We start from the raw sequence: 19,453 nt of genomic DNA on the forward strand, positions 1-19,453 counted from the left end.
CCTTCTTTCTTACTTGACGATCTGGCCGCGGATGCTGCGGTCCACCGTAAGGGCGATGGCCGCCAACACAAAGATACCAAAGACAATGTTCTGATAGTAGGCGTTGACACCGATAAAGTTCATGCCGTTTTCAATGATGGCCACGGTAAACACGCCCAGGATGGTGCCCAGCTCGCTGCCCTTGCCGCCGGCCAGCGAGGTGCCGCCCAGGGCGCAGGCCGCCACAATCTTTAGGGTAAAGGGGTCGCCGATGGTGGGGGCGCTGGAGCGGAGGTTGGCCGCCAGGAAGATACCGGCCAGAGCGGCCAGCACGCCGTTGATGGCAAATACCAGAATCTTTGTCCTATCCACGCCCATACCGGCCACCCGGGCAGTGCGCTCGTTGCCGCCGATGGCAAAAATGGTCCGTCCGCTGGGGGTGTAACGGGTAACACAGTGGATGAACAGGATAATGGCGATTGCCACAATCAGGGGCAGGCCCACCACACCGAAGGCGATCTTGTACCACTCCACGGTGCCCCACAGGGCTTTGGGCACCGACTCGGGGTTCTGCGTGATGAGGAGGGCCACCGACTGCCATAGGGACATAAAGCCCAGGGAGGCGATGAAGGAGGGTACCTTCAGCTTGACGTGAATGATGCCCAGCGCCAGACCGGAGGCCAGGCCAAACGCCAGAGAGACCGCCATGGCCGCCAGGCTGGTGAGGAAAGGATTGCTGAAGCTGTCCTGGAAAGCCAGCATCAGGTGGATGTAGGTCACGTTGGATACGGAGCACACCGCGCCCATGGACAGGTCAATGGAGCCGAACAGAAGCACCATTGTCATGCCTGCGGACATAATCATCAGAGGCGCCGTGTCGCGCAGCAGGTTTTTGAGGTTGCTGGTGCCCAGGAAGTTGTCCTGGGTCAGGGAGAGGGCTACCAGCAGAATAATGATGGCCGAAAAGCTAAAGTATTTTGTGATGTTGTCCCGCAGCCATGCACTCCTGCCGGACACATTGGGAGTTTTTGTCTTCATAGCTCGATTCCTCCTTACATCATCAGGCTGACCACGTCAACCTGGGAGGGCTTGTGGTCGGCGGGGGCGTCAAATTCGCCGGTGACCAGGCCGTCCTTCATGACGAGCAGGCGGGAACACAAGCCGATACATTCGTCTGTTGTATCGCCCAGTACGATTACAGCCTTGCCCTCATCCGTCATGTCGCGGATCAGGGCGTAGATCTCCTCCTTGGCGCCCACATCGACGCCGCGGGTGGGGTGGTTGAGCAGCAGGATGTCCGCACCGCTGGCCAGGGCCCGGGAGAATACCACCTTCTGCTGGTTGCCGCCGGAGAGCTGGCGCAGCAGCGCCTGGGGCCCGGGGGTCTTGATCCGCAGCTCGCCAATCCAGTGCTTGGCCTGCCTGCGCACCGCCGCGCCCGAAACAAAGGGGCCCTTGGCCATCTGCTTGGCGTTGGACAGGGCAATGTTATCCTCCACCGACAGGGTAGAGACGATGCCCTCAAACAGGCGCTCCTTTGGGATCATAAGGATGCCCTCCCTCAGCGCCTGCTTGGGCGAGCGGAAGCGGACGGCCCTGCCGCGGACCGAGATTTCCCCGAAGGAGGGCTTCTCGTCGCCGCAGAGCACCTCGCACACCTCTTCCGCGCCGGAGCCCACCACGCCGCACAGGCCCAGCACCTCTCCCCGGTGAAGCTGGAAGTTGACATGCTTGAAGATTCCGTGCAGGCCCAGGTCTTTGGCCTCCAGAAGTACATCATCCTGGGGTGCGGTCTGGCGGTCCAGATGGTAGTACTCCGTGGTGGTGGACTGGCCCACCATCATTTCGTACAGCTTGGCCTCGTCGGCGTCCCTGGTGTCCAGGCTGCCCACGCTGGTGCCGTCCTTATAGACATAGATGCGGTCGGTGACCTCCAGAATCTCGTTGAGGTGGTGGGAGACAAAGATGACCGCATGGCCCTGGGCCGCGATCTTGCGCATCTGCTTGTAGAGGTTTTCCACCTCAGCCTCGTTGAGCACGGAAGTGGGCTCGTCCAGCAGGATCAGACAGTGTTCGCTGCCGGACTGCTTGGTGACGTTCATAACCTTGGCGATCTCCACCATCTGGCGGGTGGCAAAGTTCAGATCGCTGACCTTTTTGGTGGGGCTGATGTTGGTGATGTCCACCGCGGCCAGCACCTCGGCGGCCGCCCGGTTCATCTTGGCCCAGTTGATGACACCGGCCCTCTTGAAGTCCTTTTCATGGCCAAAGAAGATGTTCTGGGCCACGTTCAGGGTAACAATCAGGGACTGCTCCTGAAAGACCATGCCCACGCCCGCCTTGTTGGCGTCCATGGGGGTCTTGGGTTCATAGGGGGCGCCGTGGAAGCTCATGGTACCAGAGGTCTGGGGCTGGGCGCCGATAATGATCTTCAGCAGGGTGGACTTGCCCGCGCCGTTCTCGCCCACCAGGCCCACGATCTCGCCGGGGTGGATCTCAAGCTCCACTCCCTTCAGGGCCTGGGTGCCGCCAAAGGTCTTGGTGATGTCCTTGGCGCTGAAGAGGACCTCCGTTCCAATCCGGCGGCCGTCCTTGGTCACGGTCTCCGCCACTGCGGAGGGGCCGTTCTTGCGTTCCAGTTCACTCATTCTGCCCGCCCCCTTATTTGCTGATGACCTTGGCGCCGCGGGCCGCAGTCAGAATGACGGCCACCAGGATGATGACACCCTGGACGCCGGTGCGGATGTTTGGGTTGACGTTCAGCATGACCAAGCCGTTATCCAGCACCGTCATAATCAGCACGCCAACAATGGTGTTGACCACGCCGCCCTTGCCGCCGGCCAGCGAAGTGCCGCCGACCACCACGGCCGCCTGGGCGGGAAACATCTTGTCGTCGCCGATGGCGATCTGGCCCTGGCCCAGGCGGATAGCGCCGATGACGCCCGCCACGCCGAACAGGAAACCGGCCAGGGTAAACACGCCGATTTTGACTTTTTCCACGCTGACGCCCACGGAGCGCGGAATGTTCTCATTGGTGCCCACGGCGTAAATATGCCGGCCGAAGGCGGTATACTCCTGAATGAAAAAGCACAGCAGGAACATCACAATGGCAACCCAGGTGATAAAGGGGATGCCCAGGAAGGTGGTGGTGGGCAGAGCCGTAATAACGGGGTCCTTGATCGTGGGAGGATGCCCCTGGTAAGAGACCATACCGATGCCCTTGCAGATGTACATAAAGGCAAAGGAGGCCATGAAGGAGGGGATTTTGAGGTAGACGTGGCACAGGCCGATGAGCAGACCGCAGAGCATGCTCACACCTACCGCAATAACCACACTGAGGAAACCCAGATCGTACGCAAATTCACTGTTGAGAACAAAGCAGGCAAACAGGGAGCCAGCCATGCCCACGCTTCCGTCAATGGACAGATCAATGCTGCCCAGCATAATGACAAAGGTCAGTCCCAGGGCCACTACCAGGGGCAGGGCCATCTGGTTGAGAATATTCATAATATTCTTGGGGGAGAGGAAGCTGGCCCCACAGACAATGAGAAAGACAACCACAAGACAGGCCAGCACGATCAACGGTGCCAGCTTCATCATTTTTGCGCTGCGGTTTTCACTCTTGATGCGTTCGGCGAACTCTTCCATGATGGTCGCCGCAGGATTTAATTTCATCATAATCGTCGCTCCAATTTCGCTCTAGGACGGACCACTCCCTCACACCACGGCAGCGATCTCTGACGGCGAGACTTAATATGAAGCCGGGGCTGGGACCACGATCCCAGCCCCGGCCGTTCTGACTATCCGTTATTCAGGATTGGTGCTCCGGCCGGTCACCCGGCCACGCGGCAGTCAAAGGGACGGCTGAAGTCAAACTCCGGCTTGTAGTTCTGCCAATCCTTTGCGGCCTCGGGGCTGTCAATCAGCACAGTGGGGGTGGCAAACTCGCGGAAGTCGGCGGGCAGCGCGGCGGGGTCCAGCAGGCCGGCCCAGGCCGCGTAGCAGATGGCCAGGGTATAGCCGCCCTGGAGGTATCCATTGGAGGAGACGGTAGCGGTGGCCTCGCCGTTGGCAATGGCCTCCACAATATCGGTGTTGGCGTCAATGCCGCACACGCCAACCTTACCCTTCAGGCCCGCCGCGTCCAGCGCCTGCAGGGCTCCAGTGGCCATATTGTCGTTGGCGCACCAGATGCCGCCCACGTCGGGGTACTGGGTCAGCCAGGTTTCGACCAGAGCCAGAGCCTCGTCGGTGTTCCAGTTGGCCGTGTCGTCCGCCACGACCTCAATGTTGGGATACTCCTCCAGAGCCTTCTGAAGGCCCTCATAACGGGCGTTGGACGCGGTGTTGCCCAGCAGGCCCTGCACCACGAAGATCTGGCCCTCGCCGCCCATGGAGTCGAACAGGGCCTTGGCGATATTGTAGCCGTTCACCACGTTGTCGGGGGAGGTGTGGATCACCCAGTTGGGGTCCAGATCGGAGGGGCCCACATCGGCGGGCTTGTTCCAGGCCGTGCCCAGATAGCCGCCGGACTCCGCCATGGCTTCAGCCAGGGAGTAGGCAATGGTGTCCTCGTTGGGATCGGCGTAGGCAATGGCGTTGCCGTTGGCCTTGGCCGCAAACTGGCGCATGTTGTCGACTTCCTTGGCGCTGTCGCCCTGGGAATCCAGCACCTGCATCTCATACTTCTGACCGATGGAATCCAGATATTCGGCAAAGAGCTTCATGCCCTCGTTGATCGTGGCGATGTACGGGTTCTCCAGACCGCGGACAGAGACGGCCAGGTACAGGGTGGTGTCCAGCTTTTCCTGTGGGATCTGGGCGGGATCGATCACAAAATTGGCATAGTCTACGTCGTTCTGGGCGGGAGTGGTCTCGCCCTGAGCCGGGGTGGTTTCACCGCCGCCAGTGGGGCTTTCAGCCGGATCTGTGCTGCTGCCGCAGCCGGCCAGCAGTCCGACCAGCATGGATGCGGAGAGGACCGTTGCAATGAGTTTCTTCTTCTTCATTCGGGTGTTCCTCCTTCTTGTATTGGGTTGCCTTGCTTACAAAACGGCCGTTGTCCGCGGCCGACTTTGTGTTTATGGTATCCGGTTTGCGCCGGACTGCGTTGCATTGATACTATGTAGTAACATATCGTTGCCCTTAGTATAGCTCAAATTTTAAACTTGTCAATATAGCTTTTATAAATTGGTGCATAATTTACGTTTTTTCACTGTCCAAATTATTGATTCTGCACACAAGCGTAATAGGAACCGTTTTTGTATCATAATATATGCAGTATCATACCGCTTATTTCCTTCCTTTTCCATGGAAATATGTATAAAATTCATTTTATTTTTGCATCCAATTTAGTTGCATTTTTAAATGCTTTGTGTTATGATCTCTCTTGTAAATACATGCTACTTTGTTTTTTATCTTGTTATGTAGTGACATTCCAATATTACGATATTCATTAAAGGAGGGCCTTTTTTATGAAAACGCTGGTCGTCGAGAGAGATGGCAGGATTACCGTTCACGAGGTCAACAAGCCCCGGTACAACGAGTATCAGGCGCTGGTTAAGACCATTGCCTGCGGCATGTGCGGTACCGACATCAAGCTCATCCACCGCACCTTTAAGGGCTTCCCCGAATCGGTCTACCCCATTATGCTGGGCCATGAGGGCGTGGGCGAAGTCGTGGAGGTGGGCTCCAAGGTCAAAGGCCTTAAAGTGGGCGACAAGGTGCTGCTGCCCTTTGTGGATCCTGACCCGGAAAACCTGCCTGGGCTGGGCTCCGGCTGGGGCGCGTTGAGTGAGTACGCTGTGGTGTGCGATCCCAAAGCCCCCTGGCCCGGCGGCGCTCCCGACTGCGCCTTTGCTCAGACGGTGCTGGACGACGATCTGGACCCCGTGGACGCCACTATGATCGTCACCTTCCGTGAGGTGCTCTCCAACATCCGCTATTTCGGTATCCAGCCCCAGGACTCCGTGGTAGTGTTTGGCTGCGGCCCTGTGGGTCTTACATACCTGAAGTTTATGAGCCTGCTGGGTGTAAAGGATCTGGTGGCCTGCGACATCCTGCCCGAAAAACTGGAGCAGGCCAGGAATTACGGTGCTACTCACCTCATTAACAGCAAGGAGTGCGATGTGCGCGCCGAGGTGCGCAAGCTCTTCCCCGGCGGTGTGGACTACGTGCTGGACGCGGCCGGTTCCCCCGCCATTGTAAACCAGGGCATGGGGCTTATCAAGGACCGAGGCTCAGTGCTGTGCTACGGCGTGCCCGAGAAGGAGGAGGTCACCATCGACTTCAGCCCTGCCGACTACAACTGGCGCGTCATTTACCAGCAGATGCCCCGCAAGCGCGAGGAAGGCGAGGCCCACGCCCAGGTGGTAGAGTGGATGCGCTCCGGTGAGCTGAACATTAAGGACTTTATTTCCGACTACTTCACCTTTGACCAGGCCGTGGAGGCCTACCAGAAGCTGCTGGACCGCAAGATTCTGAAAAAGGGCATTATTACCTTCTAAAAAGTACAATGAGAGGCCCCCGGCGCGTTGCGCCGGGGGCTTTTATAATGGCTTCGCTTCCGTCAGGTCCGTCCGCCGCCGCGTCCACCGTGTCGGGGGAGATCCCCACCGCCGAAGCCGAAGTCGGCCCGCTTGCGGCGGAGGAACCAGACCGACAGCAGGCAGGAGAGCAGCTCCGCCAGCGGCACGGCCAGCCACACGCCGTCCACCTCCAGCAGCCGGGGCAGCAGAAGCAGCCCCAGCAGCAGGAAGCCGAAGGTGCGGGCAAACGAGATAATGGCGGAGGTGCGCCCATCGGACAGGGCGGTAAAGAGGGCGGAGGAGAAGATATTTACCCCGGCGAAGAGGAAAGCGGGGGCGAACCGGCGGAAGCCGTCCAGGGCGATGGCGTACACCTGGGAGCCGGGCGTGGAGAAGATCCCCACCACCACCCCGGACAGGGCCAGGGCCACCACCAGAATAGCCACAGACGAAACCAGGATAAACCGCAGGCAGTAGCCGAAAATACGCCGCATCCGGTCATACCGCCCCGCCCCCCGGTTGAAGCTGAACACCGGGGCCACCCCCATGGAGAAGCCCATATACAGGGCCACCAGAAGGAACTGGGCATAGAGCACGATGGTGATGGCGGACACGCCCGCCTCCCCCAGGTAGGCCATCATAATAGCGTTAAAGAGAAAGGTAGTCACCGCCATGGACAGGTTCGTCACCATCTCGGACGCGCCGTTGAAGCAGGCCCGGCCCAGCATGCGCAGATCCCCGTGGGGGCGGCCAAAGCGGAGCCCCTGCCGGCGGAGCAGGAAAAAGAGCACCCCCGCCACGGCGGGAATCGAGTAGCCCGTAACAGTGCCCAGGGCAGCGCCCAGTATGCCCATCTGCATAGGCCCCATATAGAGATAGTCCAGCACGGCGTTGGTGACGCCCGCCGCAGTCGCCAGCCCCAGGCCCAGGCCGGGCCGCCCGGCAGTGACAAAGAAGCTCTCAAAGAGGAGCTGGAGCATGGCCATGGGTGCAAAGCAGAGCTGCACCCGCAGATAGGTGACCGTATGGTCCAGCAGCAGATCGCTGGCCCCCAGCAGCCGGGCCAGCGGCCCGGCGAACAGGGCCCCCGCCAGGCAGACCGCCAGGCCGATGCACACCGCCACCAGGGCCAGAAAGCCGAAGTCCCTCCGGGCCTCCTCCAGATATCCAGCCCCCATCTTGTGGGCCACCACGGCGGAGCCGCCGGTGCCCAGCATGATCCCCATGGCCAGGGTGACGCTGATGGCGGGATAGGCCACATTTGCGGCGGCTAGGGCATTTTCCCCCACCAGGCGGGCGATCAGCACCCCGTCCACGATGGTATAGAGGCTGACCACCAGCATCATTATAATGGTGGGCAGGGCAAAGCGCAGCAGCCCCGGCAGGTGGAAGTCGCGGTCCAAGCGGTTGGTCATGGATAAATGTCCTCTCTTTCTCATGGCTGTTTCTCCGGCCTGCGACCGGTACAGATGGTGCAAAGTCTGGCTCCATTATACCATTCCGTACCGCTTTATGGTATAAGAAACCACTGTCGGCCGTCAAGTGCGGTATGAAGCCTTGGTCATGGCCGGAGGACGGTTGCCGCCGGGCCTGCTTTCTGTTATAATGGAATTAACTCTGAGGAAAATCCGAGAAGGGGGCATTTTCATGCGGAAGGTGACCTGTGCGAGTTGCGGCCGGCCCTACGACTACGACAGCGACGACTTCTGTCCCAAGTGCGGCAGCTACAATCCCCCGCCGGACCGCGCAGGGGCCCGCCCGGCGCAGGCTCCGCCCGCCCGCGTTTCGGCCGCTTCCAAGGACCGGCCGCGCCCGGCGGCCCAGCCCAAGACCCCACCGGTGGGCCCCCGGACGGTGTCCTACGGCGGCCCCCAGGGAGGGACGCCCTGGGAGGAGCCCCCCGCACGGAGGCAGCGCTCCCCGCTCAAGCTTCTGGTGCTCGTGCTCGTGTCGCTGTTCCTCCTCTGCATTGTCCTGCCCTTCGTGTTGGGTCTTATGCTTAACCTGTCCGAAGCCTTTGCGGGCCGCCGCCCAGAGCCGGGGGCGGTTGCCCAGGCGGAGCCCGCCGGCGGGACTCACGCCCTTTGGGAGCCCTTTTCCATTCACGGTACCCAGCAGGTGACCGTGGAGGACCCCTGGGAGGTGGATCTGACCTACGTACCCCTGGCCCGGCGGGAGGGCTTCCGCTGCCTGGCCGTGGATCTCTGGGTGGAGGGGGGCGAGCGCCGGGACGACCTGACCTTTTTTCCCGCCGAGCTGCGGCTGGAGGACGGCACCGCCTTTCTGGCGGAGGACGACGCCTCCCTGGCCCGGCAGCTCAAGGACGCGGGGGTATATCTGGTCACCCTCTCCGACGCCCAGTGGGAGGACCCCCTGTACGGCCAGATGATCTTCTTTGTACCCGAGGATGCCTCCGGCGGGGCCGTGCTGGCTTTATACGAGGGGGAGCCGGACAGCAGCACCCCCTCTGCCGTCCATCAGATTCCCCTGGAGCTGCCCTGGGGCGCGGTCGGAACCATGTAAAAAGGAGCAAATCAGATTGAATAACATCACTCTCATCGGCATGCCCGGCTCGGGCAAGAGCACCGTGGGCGTCCTGCTGGCCAAGGCCCTGGGCTTTCAGTTTGTGGACGTGGACCTCCTCATTCAGCAGCGGGAGGGGGCCCTCCTACAGGAGCTGCTGGACAACCGGGGCGTGGAGCCCTTTCTGGACGCGGAGGAGGCGGCCATCTGCTCCCTGGCCTGCACGGGCGCCGTCATCGCCCCCGGAGGCAGCGCCGTCTGCCGGGCGGGGGCCATCGGCCACCTGAGGGCCCTGGGCCGGGTGGTCTACCTCCACGTCCCTCTGCCGGAGCTGGAGCGGCGGATACACAACATCACCACCCGGGGCATCGCCATGGCCCCGGGCCAGACCCTGGCCGACGTGTACGCCGCCCGGGAACCCCTCTACCGGCGGTACGCCGACCTCACCGTGGACGTGGGGGAGGGGAGAGGGCTGGAGGAGACGGTAGCCGCCGTGCTCCAGGGCCTGCTGGGGCTCAACACCGCCCAGGCCCAGGGCTGAGCCGCGCCCACTTGTATTTTTCCAAATTTGTGGTATACTTTAGGAGTACGAATATCGCGTGCGAAATGCCCGCTGGTTTTCCGGCGGGCTTTGCCGCGTTTTCCCCCACCTCTGCGCGGTGGGGTATGACCCGCAACCGCCCCCCGGCGCAGGAGGGGCCAAAACGCTGTAAAGGACGAACAACATGACCTTTCAAGAACTCGGCCTCAACGAGCCCATCCTGCGGGCCCTGGCCGACCAGGGCTACGAGCAGCCCTCTCCCATCCAGGCAAAAGCCATTCCCCCCGCGCTGACCGGCCGGGACGTGCTGGGCTGCGCCCAGACCGGCACCGGCAAGACCTGCGCCTTCGCCGCCCCCATTCTCCAGCAGCTCAGCGGCCGCAAGGCCCAGGGCCGCCCCATCCGGGCCCTGATCCTCACCCCCACCCGGGAGCTGGCCCTCCAGATCCAGGAGAGCTTTGAGGCCTATGGCAAGTACCTGCCCCTGCGCTCCACCGTCATCTTCGGCGGCGTGGGCCAGGCCCCCCAGGTGGAGCGGCTGAAAAATGGCGTGGACATCCTGGTGGCCACCCCCGGCCGCCTGGGCGACCTCTACGGCCAGAAGCTCATCGACCTGTCCCGGCTGGAGATCTTCGTGCTGGACGAGGCCGACCGGATGCTGGACATGGGCTTCATCCACGACGTGCGCCGCATCCTTGGCTGGCTGCCGGCCCAAAAGCAGACTCTTTTCTTCTCCGCCACCATGCCCCCCGAGGTGCAGGGGCTGGTGGACTCCCTGCTGCACAACCCCGCCAAGGTGGCGGTCAACCCCATCTCCTCCCCGGTGGAGGTGATCGACCAGAAGCTCTACTACGTGGACCGCGGCAACAAGACCAGGCTGCTCGCCGCCCTCATCCGGGAGCTGGACGTGAAAAACGCCCTGGTGTTTACCCGCACCAAGCACGGGGCCAACAAGGTGGCCGGGGATCTGGTCAAGGCGGGCATCTCCGCCGCCGCCATCCACGGCAACAAGAGCCAGACCGCCCGGCAGCAGGCCCTGGCCGACTTCAAAGGCGGCGCGGTGCAGGTCCTGGTGGCTACCGACATCGCCGCCCGGGGCCTGGACATTGAGGAGCTCTCCCACGTGTTCAACTACAACCTGCCCGACGTACCGGAGACCTACGTCCACCGCATCGGCCGCACCGGCCGGGCCGGGCGGGGCGGCACCGCCATCTCCTTCTGCGACATCAACGAGAAGGACGAGCTCAAGGCCATTGAGAAGCTCATCGGCCGCGCCATCCCTGTGGTGGAGGGCCACCCCTGGCCCATGGAGGTGCTGGAGCCCCTGCCCCGCGACAAGAAGGGCCGGGTGGTGAATCCAGAGGACGCCGAGGCCCGGGCCGCCGCCAAGGAGCGCCGCCGCCAGCGGGATGCGGCCAACAAGGCCGCCGCCGAGGCCCGAAAGGCCAAGGCCAACCAGAAGGTACTGGAGCAGCCTCCCCAGCCGGAGCCAGCCGGGGAGACCTCCGCCAAAAAGCGCCGCAAGCGGGGCCAGCGCAACAGCGCCACCCTGGAGGAGGCCCTGACGGCCACTGCCCCCGCCCGGCCAGTTCAGGCGGAGTTTGCCGACTTCCACAAGCCCGACCCCCTGGCCAGCGACGTGATCATGGACGCCACCGCCCGCCTGCTGGCCCCTCGCGGCCGGGCCCAGACCGCACCGAAAAAGGACAAACCAGTTGAACCGCCCGCTAAAAAGCGGAAGAAGGCCGCCAGGCCCCCGGAACCCCCTGCGAAGCCGGAGCCCCAGGCGGCGCGGAAGCGCAAGGGCGGCGGACGCCACGGCGGCCGGGGCCGTCCCCCGGAGGTCACCTTGCGCACCAATGGGCAGAAGGACTCCACAGAGCAGCCCAGCCTGATGAAGCCCTACTACCTGAGCCATGACTAAACCAAGAGGACGCGCACACCTCCGGCGTGCGCGTCCTCTTTCTCTTCTGCGGCGGGGGCAAGGGAGACGCGGGCGGGGACAAGCCCCGCCCCTACAGTCCTGCGGGTATCAATCCGCCTCCTGAACAACGTAGGGGCCGATGCCCACATCGGCCCGCCGATCCGGCCGCAGATTGACCGCGGGCGGGTGTGGGCCCCCGCCCCTACGGCTCTGCAATGACGGCGTCCCCCCGCAAAATATGGGGGCGGCGCTTTTACGCCTTCTTGGGCGGGTGGAGCCACCGGCCGAAGCGGTAGTAGAGCAGGATGGCCACGGAGGTGACCGCCCAGGTGATGGGGTAGCTGGCCTCCACAGCCAGCAGGGTGTGGTGGGCGGGCACGACGGTGAACAGCCACAGCAGCCGCAGGCCGCATACCCCGAAGACCGAGATGAGCATGGGGGCTACCGACTTGCCCGCCCCCCGGATGGCTCCAGTGAGCAGCTCGATGAGGATATAGGTGATGTAGCAGGGGGCCAGGAAGCGCACCATCTCCACCCCCACCTCCAGCACATCGGGGTCGGGGGAGAAGATGGCCAGCAGGGGCTGGGCCAGCAGGAAGAAGGCGGTGCTGAGCAGGATGGTGAAGCCCGCCGTCATGGCCACCGATACCCGGACGCCCTTTTTCAGGCGCTCATACTCCCCGGCGCCGTAGTTCTGCCCGGCAAAGGTGGTGATGGACTGGGCCATAGCGGTAATGGTCATCCAGAAAATGATATCCATCTTGCCGTAGGCGGTCCAGGCGGCCACAGCGTCGGTGCCAAAGGAGTTGATGGAGGCCTGGATGACGATATTGGAGGCGTTGTACATCACCGACTGGAGGGCGGTGGGCACACCGATCATCAGGATGCTGCGCATGGGCATGGCATAGATGCGCAGCCGCTTGGGAAAGAGCTGATAGGGGGTCATCTCGGAGCGCATGAGTGAAATCACCACCAGCACGGCGGACAGAAGCTGAGAACAGATGGTGGCGATGGCCACGCCGGCCACCCCCATATGGAACACTACCACCAGCAGCAGATCCAGCACAATGTTGCACAGGGATGCGGCCATGAGGAAGTAGAGGGGCCGCCGAAAGTCGCCGATGGCCCGCAGCACGCCGGTACCCATGTTGTAGATGACGTTGGGCACCATACCCAGGAAATAGACCCGCAGATAGAGGATGGCCCCGGGCAGGGCCTCCTCGGTGGTGCCCATGGCCCGCAGGGCCCAGGGGGTGAGGACAAAGCCCGTCACCATAAAAAATGCGCCGATGAGGATGCTCAGCAGCATGGCGGTGTGGACGCACTCGTGCACCTCGTCCCAGCGGCGGGCGCCGAAGTGCTGGGCGATGGCCACCACCGCTCCGGCCGCCAGGCCGGTGAAGATGCCCACCGTCAGGTTGACGATGACGGAGGTGGAGCCCACGGCGGCCAGGGCCACCTTGCCCACGAACCGGCCCACCACCAGGGTGTCCACCGTATTGTAGAGCTGCTGGAAAAAGGTGCCGAACCACAGGGGGAAGAAAAAGGCGAGGAGTTGTTTCCAGATCACGCCCTTGGTGATATCACTGGTGGGCTGGCGCAGCAGTCCCATGGGAGATCCCTCCATATTTTGTCGTATCGTTAAAGGAGCGTTAAGATTCTACACGCTTCCTGTCGGAAAAGCAAGGGGGGCGCGCCGTTTTCCCCTGCAAAAATGTCCGGACGGCCAGAACATCCCACCGCTGCGCAGGCAGCCGTTTGAATTGACCCGGCGCGCTTGTTTTTTCCACCGGGATCGGATATAATGTGGAAACGAACATTCCGAAAGAGGGTTTTTACCGATGAAATTAGGCATTGTGGGCCTTCCCAATGTGGGCAAGAGCACCCTGTTCAACGCCATTACCAACGCCGGCGCCGAGAGCGCCAACTACCCCTTCTGCACCATCGATCCCAACGTGGGTGTGGTGGCCGTACCCGACCACCGGCTGGACGCGCTGACCGAGATGTACCACCCCAAGAAGACCACCCCCGCCGTGGTGGAATTTGTGGACATTGCCGGCCTGGTCAAGGGCGCCTCCAAGGGCCAAGGCCTGGGCAACAAGTTTCTGGCCAACATCCGGGAGTGCGACGCCATTGTGCATGTGGTGCGCTGCTTCGACGACGAGAACATCATGCATGTGGTAGCTGACACCAGCACCAACGTGCCCGTGGACCCCGCCGGGGATATCGGCGTCATCGACATCGAGCTGATCATGGCCGATGTGGAGATGGTGGAGCGCCGCATCGACAAGGCCCAGAAGGCCGCCAAGGGGGACAAGAAGTATCTCCGCGAGGTGGAGGTGTTCTCCGCCCTGAAGGACTGGCTCAACGACGGCAACTCCGCCCGCTCCTTCGACTGTGACGAGGACGACGCCGCTATCATCGCCGCCGCCGAGCTGCTCTCCCTCAAGCCCATCATCTACGCCGCCAACCTGGATGAGGAGGGCTTTGCCGACTGCCATGCCAACGCCTACTACAAGGTGGTGGAGGAGCTGGCCGCCAAGGAGGGCGCCCAGGTCATCCCCGTCTGCGCCAAGCTGGAGGCGGAGATCGCCGAGCTGGACGGCGAGGAGAAGAAGATGTTCCTGGACGATCTGGGCATTGCCGAGTCCGGCCTTGACCGGCTCATCAAGGCCAGCTACGCCCTGCTGGGCCTGATCTCCTTCCTCACCTCCGGCGAGGACGAGTGCCGCGCCTGGACGATCAAACGGGGCACCAAGGCCCCCCAGGCCGCGGGCAAGATCCACACCGACTTTGAGCGGGGCTTCATCCGCGCCGAGGTGGTCAACTTCGACGATCTGATGGCCTGCGGCTCCATGAACGCCGCCAAGGAAAAGGGCCTGGTGCGCTCCGAGGGCAAGGAGTACGTCATGAAGGACGGCGATATCGTCCTGTTCCGGTTTAACGTGTAATCTGGAACGCTTTCCTTCATGACCCCCGTCTCCGGCGGGCGAACTTCAATCAGCATAACAGAGGCCCCGGAACCGTCTGGTTCCGGCGCCTCTCTCTTCTTGCGCAACATATCTCCCCGCTCCGACGCATATACATGCCCCGTGAGAATCATTGCGGGGAGTGTTGCTGTTTGAAAGGGAACATTGAGGAGCGCGCCTGCCAGCTGGCGCTTTACATCATAGAGAACAAAGCGACGGTGCGCAGCGCGGCCCAGAGGTTCGGCATCAGCAAATCCACGGTCCACAAGGACCTAAGTGAGCGTCTGCCCGCCTTTAACAAGCCTCTTTACCTCCAGGTCAAGCAGGTGCTGGACGAAAATAAAGCGGAACGGCATATCCGGGGCGGTATCGCAACCCGCAAAAAGTACCGGGGAGTCACCTAAAAAGCAGCGGCGCACGGGTATCCGTGCGCCGCTGCTTCTATCATCTATTTAACTAAATCCAGACATTTTACCAGCCAAAGGGCCAGGGAAAATAACCGCCATTCTGCTGGGGCTGCTGCTGTTCCTGCTGGGCCTGCTGCTCCTGATAATCCTTCTGGAGCTGCTCCATAGCCTCCTGGGTGGTCTGGTTATCCTCATCCAGGGTGATCTCAAGCTCCACCGTGTCCCCGTCCCGGTAAACGGAAAAGGTCACCTTATCGCCCGCCTTACAGTCCTGGACGGCGGCTTTGAGGGCCTCGCTGCCCGACACTGCGGTGCCGTTGACAGCGGTAATAATATCGCCCGCCTGGAGGCCGGCCTTGCCGGCACCGGAGCCGTCCAGGACAGCCAGCACCTCCGAGCCGGCGGGAACGCCGTACTGCTGGGCCTCCTGGGGCACGTCCTTCATCAGAATGCCCACGTTGGGTTTGCCGGTGACGTAGCCGTGCTCAATGATGGAGGTAACCATATCCTTCACGTCGTTGATCGGGATGGCAAAGCCCAGGCCCTCCACCGAAGCCTCGGAGTTGGAGCTGCTGGACAGCTTGGCGGAGACGATGCCGATCACCTGGCCGTACTCGTTGAACAGGGGGCCGCCGGAGTTGCCGGAGTTGATGGCGGTGTCGGTCTGGAGCATGTTCATTACCGTTCCATCGCTCATGGTGACGGAGCGGTCCTTGGCGGAGACATAGCCCCCGGTGAAGGTAAAGGTCAGCTCGCCCAGGGGGTTGCCGATGGCGTACACGTCCTCGCCCACGTTGAGCTGGTCGGAATCGCCCAGGGTGACCGTCTGGAGGTTGCCCACGTCGATTTTCAGCACGGCGATGTCGTTCTCCTTTTCACCGCCCACCAGGGTGGCGTCATAGCTCTTGCCGTCGGAGAAAAACACCTTGATGTCGCTGACGCCGTCGATGACGTGATAATTGGTGAGGATGTAGCTGGAGCTGCCGTTGCTGCCGATGACGAAGCCGGAGCCGGATACGGCGTTCTTCACCGTATAGCCGAACACATTGGTATCCACATTGCCGTTGACGCCCACCGTCGCGCCCAGGTTGGCGGCGTAGATCTGCTCGGGTGAGAGGACGGTCTGCCCGTCCACATGGGCCAGGGATACGATGCTGTTGGGGGAGGTACCCTGGTAAATAGTGGTCTTTCCTCCGCTCAGATGGCTGGCGGCCAGTACGCCGCCGCCGCCCACCAGGCCGCCCACCAGGGCACAGCAAAGGCCCAGGGCCACAAACCTGGCCGCCCCGCTCTTTTTCCTGGGGGGCTTGGGGGACTCAGCGTCCCAGACGTGAAAATGCTCGGTCTCTATGGGCTCCCGCTCCTCAGGGGGTCTGTTATAGTCACTGTTATACATAACTGGTCACTCCTTTGACGGGTTCATTTCTTTTAACGGTACATAGAATAACCGCAAATTATGTATAAAGCGTGAAGAAAATTTGCATGTTTTTTAAATTCCGCATAAAACTTCATGCGCACAGGGCGCACCAGAAAGCGATGCAAAGGCTTAGGGCTTATTTGAAAATTGGCGATGTGCCCAGCGGCGAGGAATTTGGGGCCGCTGGCAAGCAATTTTTTCGCAGGAATCCTGACGGATTTCAAGGAAAAATTGCGCCGTCCAGCGGTCAAAAGGCCCGTCGATTGGGCATGTCGACATTTTTCAAACAAGCCCTAGGTGCACGAAGTGTTTGCGCACGTGGGCCGTTCCGGCCCACACGCAGTCATCCCATGGCCGTGCTGCTGTAAGCGGAACATGGCCAATTTTGCTATGCGTTTGCATAGCAAAAGCCGCCGGCATAGCCGGCGGCTCTGTTAGGCAGGCTCAGATGGGGAGGGCCTTGGTCAGGGTGACCGCCCGGGCGCCGGGGCCGATGTGGCAGGCCACGGAGAGGGAGAGGGGGTCCATGTGGATGGGGTAGCCGGGAAAGGCCGCCTCCAGCTCCTCCAGCCACTCCTGGGCCTCCTCCCGCGTTCCGGTAAAGGCGGCGGCGATGTGAAGGTCCTCCGGCCCGCGGCAGCCGGCGAAGTCGGTCTCCATCACCCTGCGGGCGGTGTCCAGCATGGTCTTCTTGGCGGCCTTCCAGCCCCGGGCCTTGGCAAAGGAGTCCAGCTTCTCGCCCTTGATGCGCAGCACCGGTTTGAGGTTGAGCACCGTACCGATGGCGGCGGCAGCCGGGGTGCAGCGGCCCCCCTTTTTCAGATACTTGAGGGTGTCCACGGTAATATAGATGTCCGAGTCAAACTTGGTCTGTTCCAGCAGCGCCTTGATCTCCGCGGCGCTCCGGCCCGCGGCGGCCAGGGCCTGGGCGTCCAGCGCAGACTGCCGCAGGGTGACGGAGATGCGCTGGTTGTTGACCACCTGTACCCTTCCGCCGTAGTCCTGGGCCAGCATCACCGCCGTCTCGCAGGAGCTGCTCAGGCCGCTGGACATGGGGATGTAAACCAGCTCGTCATAGTCCTTCAGAATCCGGTCCCACAGCTCCAGCACGTCGCCGGGGGCGGGCTGGGTGGTCTTAACGTCGGCCCCCTCCTCCAGACGCTGGTAGAACTGCTCCTGACTCAGGGTGATGTCCTCCAGAAAGAGCTCGTCGTTGATGTAAAAGGGCATGGGCATCACAAAGATACCCAGCTCCCGGCCCTGGGCCTGGGTTATGCCGCTGTTGCTGTCTGTGGCAATGGCTATTTTGCTCATAAAGAACCTCTCTCCCATCGTTGCGATGTGGGTCTTGTTCATCCCCGCTCCGGTGCGCCGCGCCGGAAGAACTCGGCCACCCGGCCCAGGGCGCGGAGGGTGCACTCCGCCTCCTCGTCGGTCAGTCCGTCCAGGACATGGGCCACCATCTGCCGGTGAAAGTCCCGGTGGCGCGCGTCGGCGGCCCGGCCCCGCTCGGTCGGCAGCAGGTGTACCACCCGCTTGTCGCGTTCATCCCGGCGGCGGAGCAGGTACCCCTTTTTCTCCAGCAGGTTTACTGCGGAGGTCAGGGTGCCCGCTGTGATCCCCAGGGCGGCGGCAATGGCGGTGGAGCGGTTGTCCCCGCCCTGATCCACCGCCCGGCACACGGCGTCGATCAGGTGCAGCTCCCGCAGGGAGAGGTCTTTCCCGGCCAGGCAGGCGGCCTCCGCCTTCAGGATCTGGCCAAACACCTCCACCAGAAACTGGTTGAGCACCTCTCCGCGGCTCTCCACCCGGACCGCCCCCTCTGCATTCGATCGTAAAAGCATTATATCGAATTGACTGAAAAAGTCAAGACAGGCCCTCTGGCATATTCCCCCTGTGGGGCGCATAGAGATCCATATCCGCCCCCGAGGGGGACATCTTACTTACAAAGGATGATGAACTATGAAGCCCAGAATTCAATGGGGCCGCCTGCTCCGCCGCAGTCTCGCCCTCTTTCTGGCCACCCTGGCGGTATGGGCCCTGCTGGTGTGCAGCGGCGGAGGCTCCGCCGCCAATGCCTTCCGCAGTCTGGGGCAGGACCCCGGCTTTGTCTCCGCCGCCCTCTCCGCAGAACTGGGACAAGTAGCGGAGGACGACGGTCCCCTGTCCGGCCTGAGCGGCTGGGCCCGCCTGGTGGTGGACCAGTCTCCTCTGCTGCGGGGGAATGGGGACGCCGTGGCCGGCCATCTGGACGGCTCTGCGCCCGCCACCCCCGATCTGCCCGCCGGGCAGCCCGCCCAGGATCACGACGACATCAGCGAGCCGCCTCCCGAGACCACTGCCGCGCCGGAGGACATCATTGCCCGCACCCTGGTTCCCACCAGCACCCAGGGCTATGAGGTGTCCGGGAGCCTGTACCTCTACAACCGCACCGGGCTGGACGTGGATCTGGCCGCCGCCGCGGCAGCCCCCGTAAACATTGCCCTCCCGGCGGAGGGACCCCAGATTCTGATTGTCCACACCCACGGCAGCGAGGCCTACACGCCCGACGGCACCGACATTTACGAGCCCTCGGACAACAACACCCGCACTCTGGACGAAAACTACAACGTGGTTCGGGTGGGGGACGAGATGGAGCGGGTGTTTACCGAGCTGGGCCTCACCGTGGTACACGACCGCACCCTATACGACTACCCCAAGTATAACGGGGCCTATGACCGCTCCGCCGAGGCGGTACAGCGGTACCTGGAGCAATATCCCTCCATCAAAATCGTGCTGGACGTCCACCGGGACGCCCTGGTGGGGGAGGACGGCACGGTATACAAGGCCGTCACCCGGATCGACGGGGTGGACACCGCCCAGGTCATGCTGGTGCTGGGCTCCAGCGAGGGGGGAGAACACCCCAACTGGATGCAGAACCTGTCCCTGGCCTGCCGCATCCAGGAGAGCATGAACACCCTCTATCCCACCCTGGCCCGGCCCATGACCATGCGCTCCTCCCGGTACAACCAGCAGCTCTCCAACGGCTCTCTGCTGGTGGAGGTGGGCACCCACGGCAACACCCTTCAGGAGGCCCTGGCCGGGGCGCGGCTCTTTGCCCGGGCGGCGGGGCAGGTGCTGCTGGGGCTGAAGGAGTGACGGGCGGCAAGAGAAAAGGCCCCCCCCC

General features: G+C 62.4%; 17 protein-coding genes. 8 read left to right on the forward strand and 9 right to left on the reverse strand.

The features are described from left to right. Positions 1-9: 9 nt before the first annotated feature. The 4 genes from ACESY8_RS08515 to ACESY8_RS08530 all read right to left on the reverse strand — a co-directional run bounded on the left by ACESY8_RS08515 (position 10) and on the right by ACESY8_RS08530 (position 4,988). Positions 10-1,017, reverse strand: a complete 1,008-nt coding sequence (locus ACESY8_RS08515) for an ABC transporter permease (protein ID WP_131970712.1) — start codon at positions 1,015-1,017, stop codon at positions 10-12. A 14-nt stretch (positions 1,018-1,031) separates the two neighbouring features. After that, positions 1,032-2,627 carry a sugar ABC transporter ATP-binding protein gene (locus ACESY8_RS08520; RefSeq protein ID WP_054338941.1) on the reverse strand — a complete coding sequence of 532 codons (1,596 nt, stop codon included), beginning with the start codon at positions 2,625-2,627 and terminating at the stop codon, positions 1,032-1,034. A gap of 13 nt (positions 2,628-2,640) precedes the next feature. Continuing rightward, complete coding sequence (locus tag ACESY8_RS08525) at positions 2,641-3,657, reverse strand: ABC transporter permease (protein WP_054338942.1); 1,017 nt, start codon at positions 3,655-3,657, stop codon at positions 2,641-2,643. A 155-nt stretch (positions 3,658-3,812) separates the two neighbouring features. Then, a complete protein-coding gene (locus ACESY8_RS08530; protein WP_007494277.1) occupies positions 3,813-4,988 on the reverse strand; it encodes a sugar ABC transporter substrate-binding protein in 1,176 nt (391 codons plus the stop codon). Between the two features lie 465 nt (positions 4,989-5,453). Here ACESY8_RS08530 and ACESY8_RS08535 point away from each other — a divergent pair, with 465 nt between their 5' ends. Beyond that, positions 5,454-6,485 (forward strand): zinc-dependent alcohol dehydrogenase, encoded by a 1,032-nt coding sequence (locus ACESY8_RS08535; RefSeq protein ID WP_007494274.1) that lies wholly within the window; start codon positions 5,454-5,456, stop codon positions 6,483-6,485. Between the two features lie 62 nt (positions 6,486-6,547). Here the strand turns inward: ACESY8_RS08535 and ACESY8_RS08540 are convergent, their stop codons facing one another. After that, positions 6,548-7,945 carry an MATE family efflux transporter gene (locus ACESY8_RS08540; RefSeq protein ID WP_498794703.1) on the reverse strand — a complete coding sequence of 466 codons (1,398 nt, stop codon included), beginning with the start codon at positions 7,943-7,945 and terminating at the stop codon, positions 6,548-6,550. 208 nt (positions 7,946-8,153) lie between these two features. Between ACESY8_RS08540 and ACESY8_RS08545 the strand changes: the two genes are divergently transcribed. The 3 genes from ACESY8_RS08545 (at position 8,154) to ACESY8_RS08555 (ending at position 11,494) form a co-directional block, all read left to right on the forward strand. Beyond that, positions 8,154-9,029 carry a TFIIB-type zinc ribbon-containing protein gene (locus ACESY8_RS08545; protein ID WP_289025953.1) on the forward strand — a complete coding sequence of 292 codons (876 nt, stop codon included), beginning with the start codon at positions 8,154-8,156 and terminating at the stop codon, positions 9,027-9,029. Between the two features lie 16 nt (positions 9,030-9,045). After that, positions 9,046-9,570, forward strand: a complete 525-nt coding sequence (locus ACESY8_RS08550) for a shikimate kinase (RefSeq protein WP_054338944.1) — start codon at positions 9,046-9,048, stop codon at positions 9,568-9,570. 184 nt (positions 9,571-9,754) lie between these two features. Then, entirely contained in the window at positions 9,755-11,494 is a 1,740-nt protein-coding gene (locus ACESY8_RS08555) for a DEAD/DEAH box helicase (RefSeq protein ID WP_054338945.1), read from the forward strand. A 253-nt stretch (positions 11,495-11,747) separates the two neighbouring features. Here ACESY8_RS08555 and ACESY8_RS08560 read toward each other — a convergent pair whose 3' ends face one another. Then, entirely contained in the window at positions 11,748-13,106 is a 1,359-nt protein-coding gene (locus ACESY8_RS08560) for an MATE family efflux transporter (RefSeq protein WP_054338946.1), read from the reverse strand. Between the two features lie 229 nt (positions 13,107-13,335). On the opposite strand from ACESY8_RS08560, the gene ychF reads away from it, so the two are divergent. Next, on the forward strand, positions 13,336-14,445 hold the full coding sequence (ychF, locus tag ACESY8_RS08565) for a redox-regulated ATPase YchF (protein ID WP_009257149.1): 1,110 nt from the start codon (positions 13,336-13,338) through the stop codon (positions 14,443-14,445). A gap of 170 nt (positions 14,446-14,615) precedes the next feature. Continuing rightward, the gene (gene spoIIID / locus ACESY8_RS08570) at positions 14,616-14,867 is read left to right on the forward strand and encodes a sporulation transcriptional regulator SpoIIID (protein WP_007487770.1); all 252 of its coding nucleotides are present in this window, start codon (positions 14,616-14,618) and stop codon (positions 14,865-14,867) included. A gap of 67 nt (positions 14,868-14,934) precedes the next feature. On the opposite strand, the gene ACESY8_RS08575 is transcribed toward spoIIID, so the two are convergent. Next, entirely contained in the window at positions 14,935-16,266 is a 1,332-nt protein-coding gene (locus ACESY8_RS08575; protein WP_007490907.1) for a S1C family serine protease, read from the reverse strand. Positions 16,267-16,352: 86 nt separating this feature from the next. Between ACESY8_RS08575 and ACESY8_RS08580 the strand changes: the two genes are divergently transcribed. Continuing rightward, complete coding sequence (locus ACESY8_RS08580) at positions 16,353-16,655, forward strand: hypothetical protein (protein WP_173017499.1); 303 nt, start codon at positions 16,353-16,355, stop codon at positions 16,653-16,655. Positions 16,656-16,731: 76 nt separating this feature from the next. Here ACESY8_RS08580 and ACESY8_RS08585 read toward each other — a convergent pair whose 3' ends face one another. Beyond that, entirely contained in the window at positions 16,732-17,643 is a 912-nt protein-coding gene (locus ACESY8_RS08585; RefSeq protein ID WP_009257138.1) for a DegV family protein, read from the reverse strand. Beyond that, positions 17,640-18,095 carry a MarR family winged helix-turn-helix transcriptional regulator gene (locus tag ACESY8_RS08590; protein ID WP_009257137.1) on the reverse strand — a complete coding sequence of 152 codons (456 nt, stop codon included), beginning with the start codon at positions 18,093-18,095 and terminating at the stop codon, positions 17,640-17,642. The genes ACESY8_RS08585 and ACESY8_RS08590 overlap by 4 nt, the downstream gene beginning before the upstream one ends. A gap of 154 nt (positions 18,096-18,249) precedes the next feature. On the opposite strand from ACESY8_RS08590, the gene spoIIP reads away from it, so the two are divergent. Continuing rightward, positions 18,250-19,425, forward strand: coding sequence for a stage II sporulation protein P (spoIIP, locus tag ACESY8_RS08595; protein WP_007490898.1), 1,176 nt, complete (start codon positions 18,250-18,252; stop codon positions 19,423-19,425). Positions 19,426-19,453 lie beyond the last annotated feature (28 nt).

This window comes from Clostridium sp. ATCC BAA-442 (assembly GCF_964239415.1).
In the GTDB taxonomy this organism is placed as follows: Bacteria; Bacillota; Clostridia; order Oscillospirales; family Oscillospiraceae; genus Flavonifractor; species Flavonifractor plautii.

What these genes read in the sequence shown, in the direction of transcription:
- ACESY8_RS08515 (WP_131970712.1), bottom strand. Translation starts at nt 1,017, where the DNA reads ATGAAGACAAAAACTCCCAATGTGTCCGGCAGGAGTGCATGGCTGCGG.
- ACESY8_RS08520 (WP_054338941.1), bottom strand. Translation starts at nt 2,627, where the DNA reads ATGAGTGAACTGGAACGCAAGAACGGCCCCTCCGCAGTGGCGGAGACC.
- ACESY8_RS08525 (WP_054338942.1), bottom strand. Translation starts at nt 3,657, where the DNA reads ATGATGAAATTAAATCCTGCGGCGACCATCATGGAAGAGTTCGCCGAA.
- ACESY8_RS08530 (WP_007494277.1), bottom strand. Translation starts at nt 4,988, where the DNA reads ATGAAGAAGAAGAAACTCATTGCAACGGTCCTCTCCGCATCCATGCTG.
- ACESY8_RS08535 (WP_007494274.1), top strand. Translation starts at nt 5,454, where the DNA reads ATGAAAACGCTGGTCGTCGAGAGAGATGGCAGGATTACCGTTCACGAG.
- ACESY8_RS08540 (WP_498794703.1), bottom strand. Translation starts at nt 7,945, where the DNA reads ATGAGAAAGAGAGGACATTTATCCATGACCAACCGCTTGGACCGCGAC.
- ACESY8_RS08545 (WP_289025953.1), top strand. Translation starts at nt 8,154, where the DNA reads ATGCGGAAGGTGACCTGTGCGAGTTGCGGCCGGCCCTACGACTACGAC.
- ACESY8_RS08555 (WP_054338945.1), top strand. Translation starts at nt 9,755, where the DNA reads ATGACCTTTCAAGAACTCGGCCTCAACGAGCCCATCCTGCGGGCCCTG.
- ACESY8_RS08560 (WP_054338946.1), bottom strand. Translation starts at nt 13,106, where the DNA reads ATGGGACTGCTGCGCCAGCCCACCAGTGATATCACCAAGGGCGTGATC.
- ychF (WP_009257149.1), top strand. Translation starts at nt 13,336, where the DNA reads ATGAAATTAGGCATTGTGGGCCTTCCCAATGTGGGCAAGAGCACCCTG.
- ACESY8_RS08575 (WP_007490907.1), bottom strand. Translation starts at nt 16,266, where the DNA reads ATGTATAACAGTGACTATAACAGACCCCCTGAGGAGCGGGAGCCCATA.
- ACESY8_RS08580 (WP_173017499.1), top strand. Translation starts at nt 16,353, where the DNA reads ATGTTTTTTAAATTCCGCATAAAACTTCATGCGCACAGGGCGCACCAG.
- ACESY8_RS08585 (WP_009257138.1), bottom strand. Translation starts at nt 17,643, where the DNA reads ATGAACAAGACCCACATCGCAACGATGGGAGAGAGGTTCTTTATGAGC.
- spoIIP (WP_007490898.1), top strand. Translation starts at nt 18,250, where the DNA reads ATGAAGCCCAGAATTCAATGGGGCCGCCTGCTCCGCCGCAGTCTCGCC.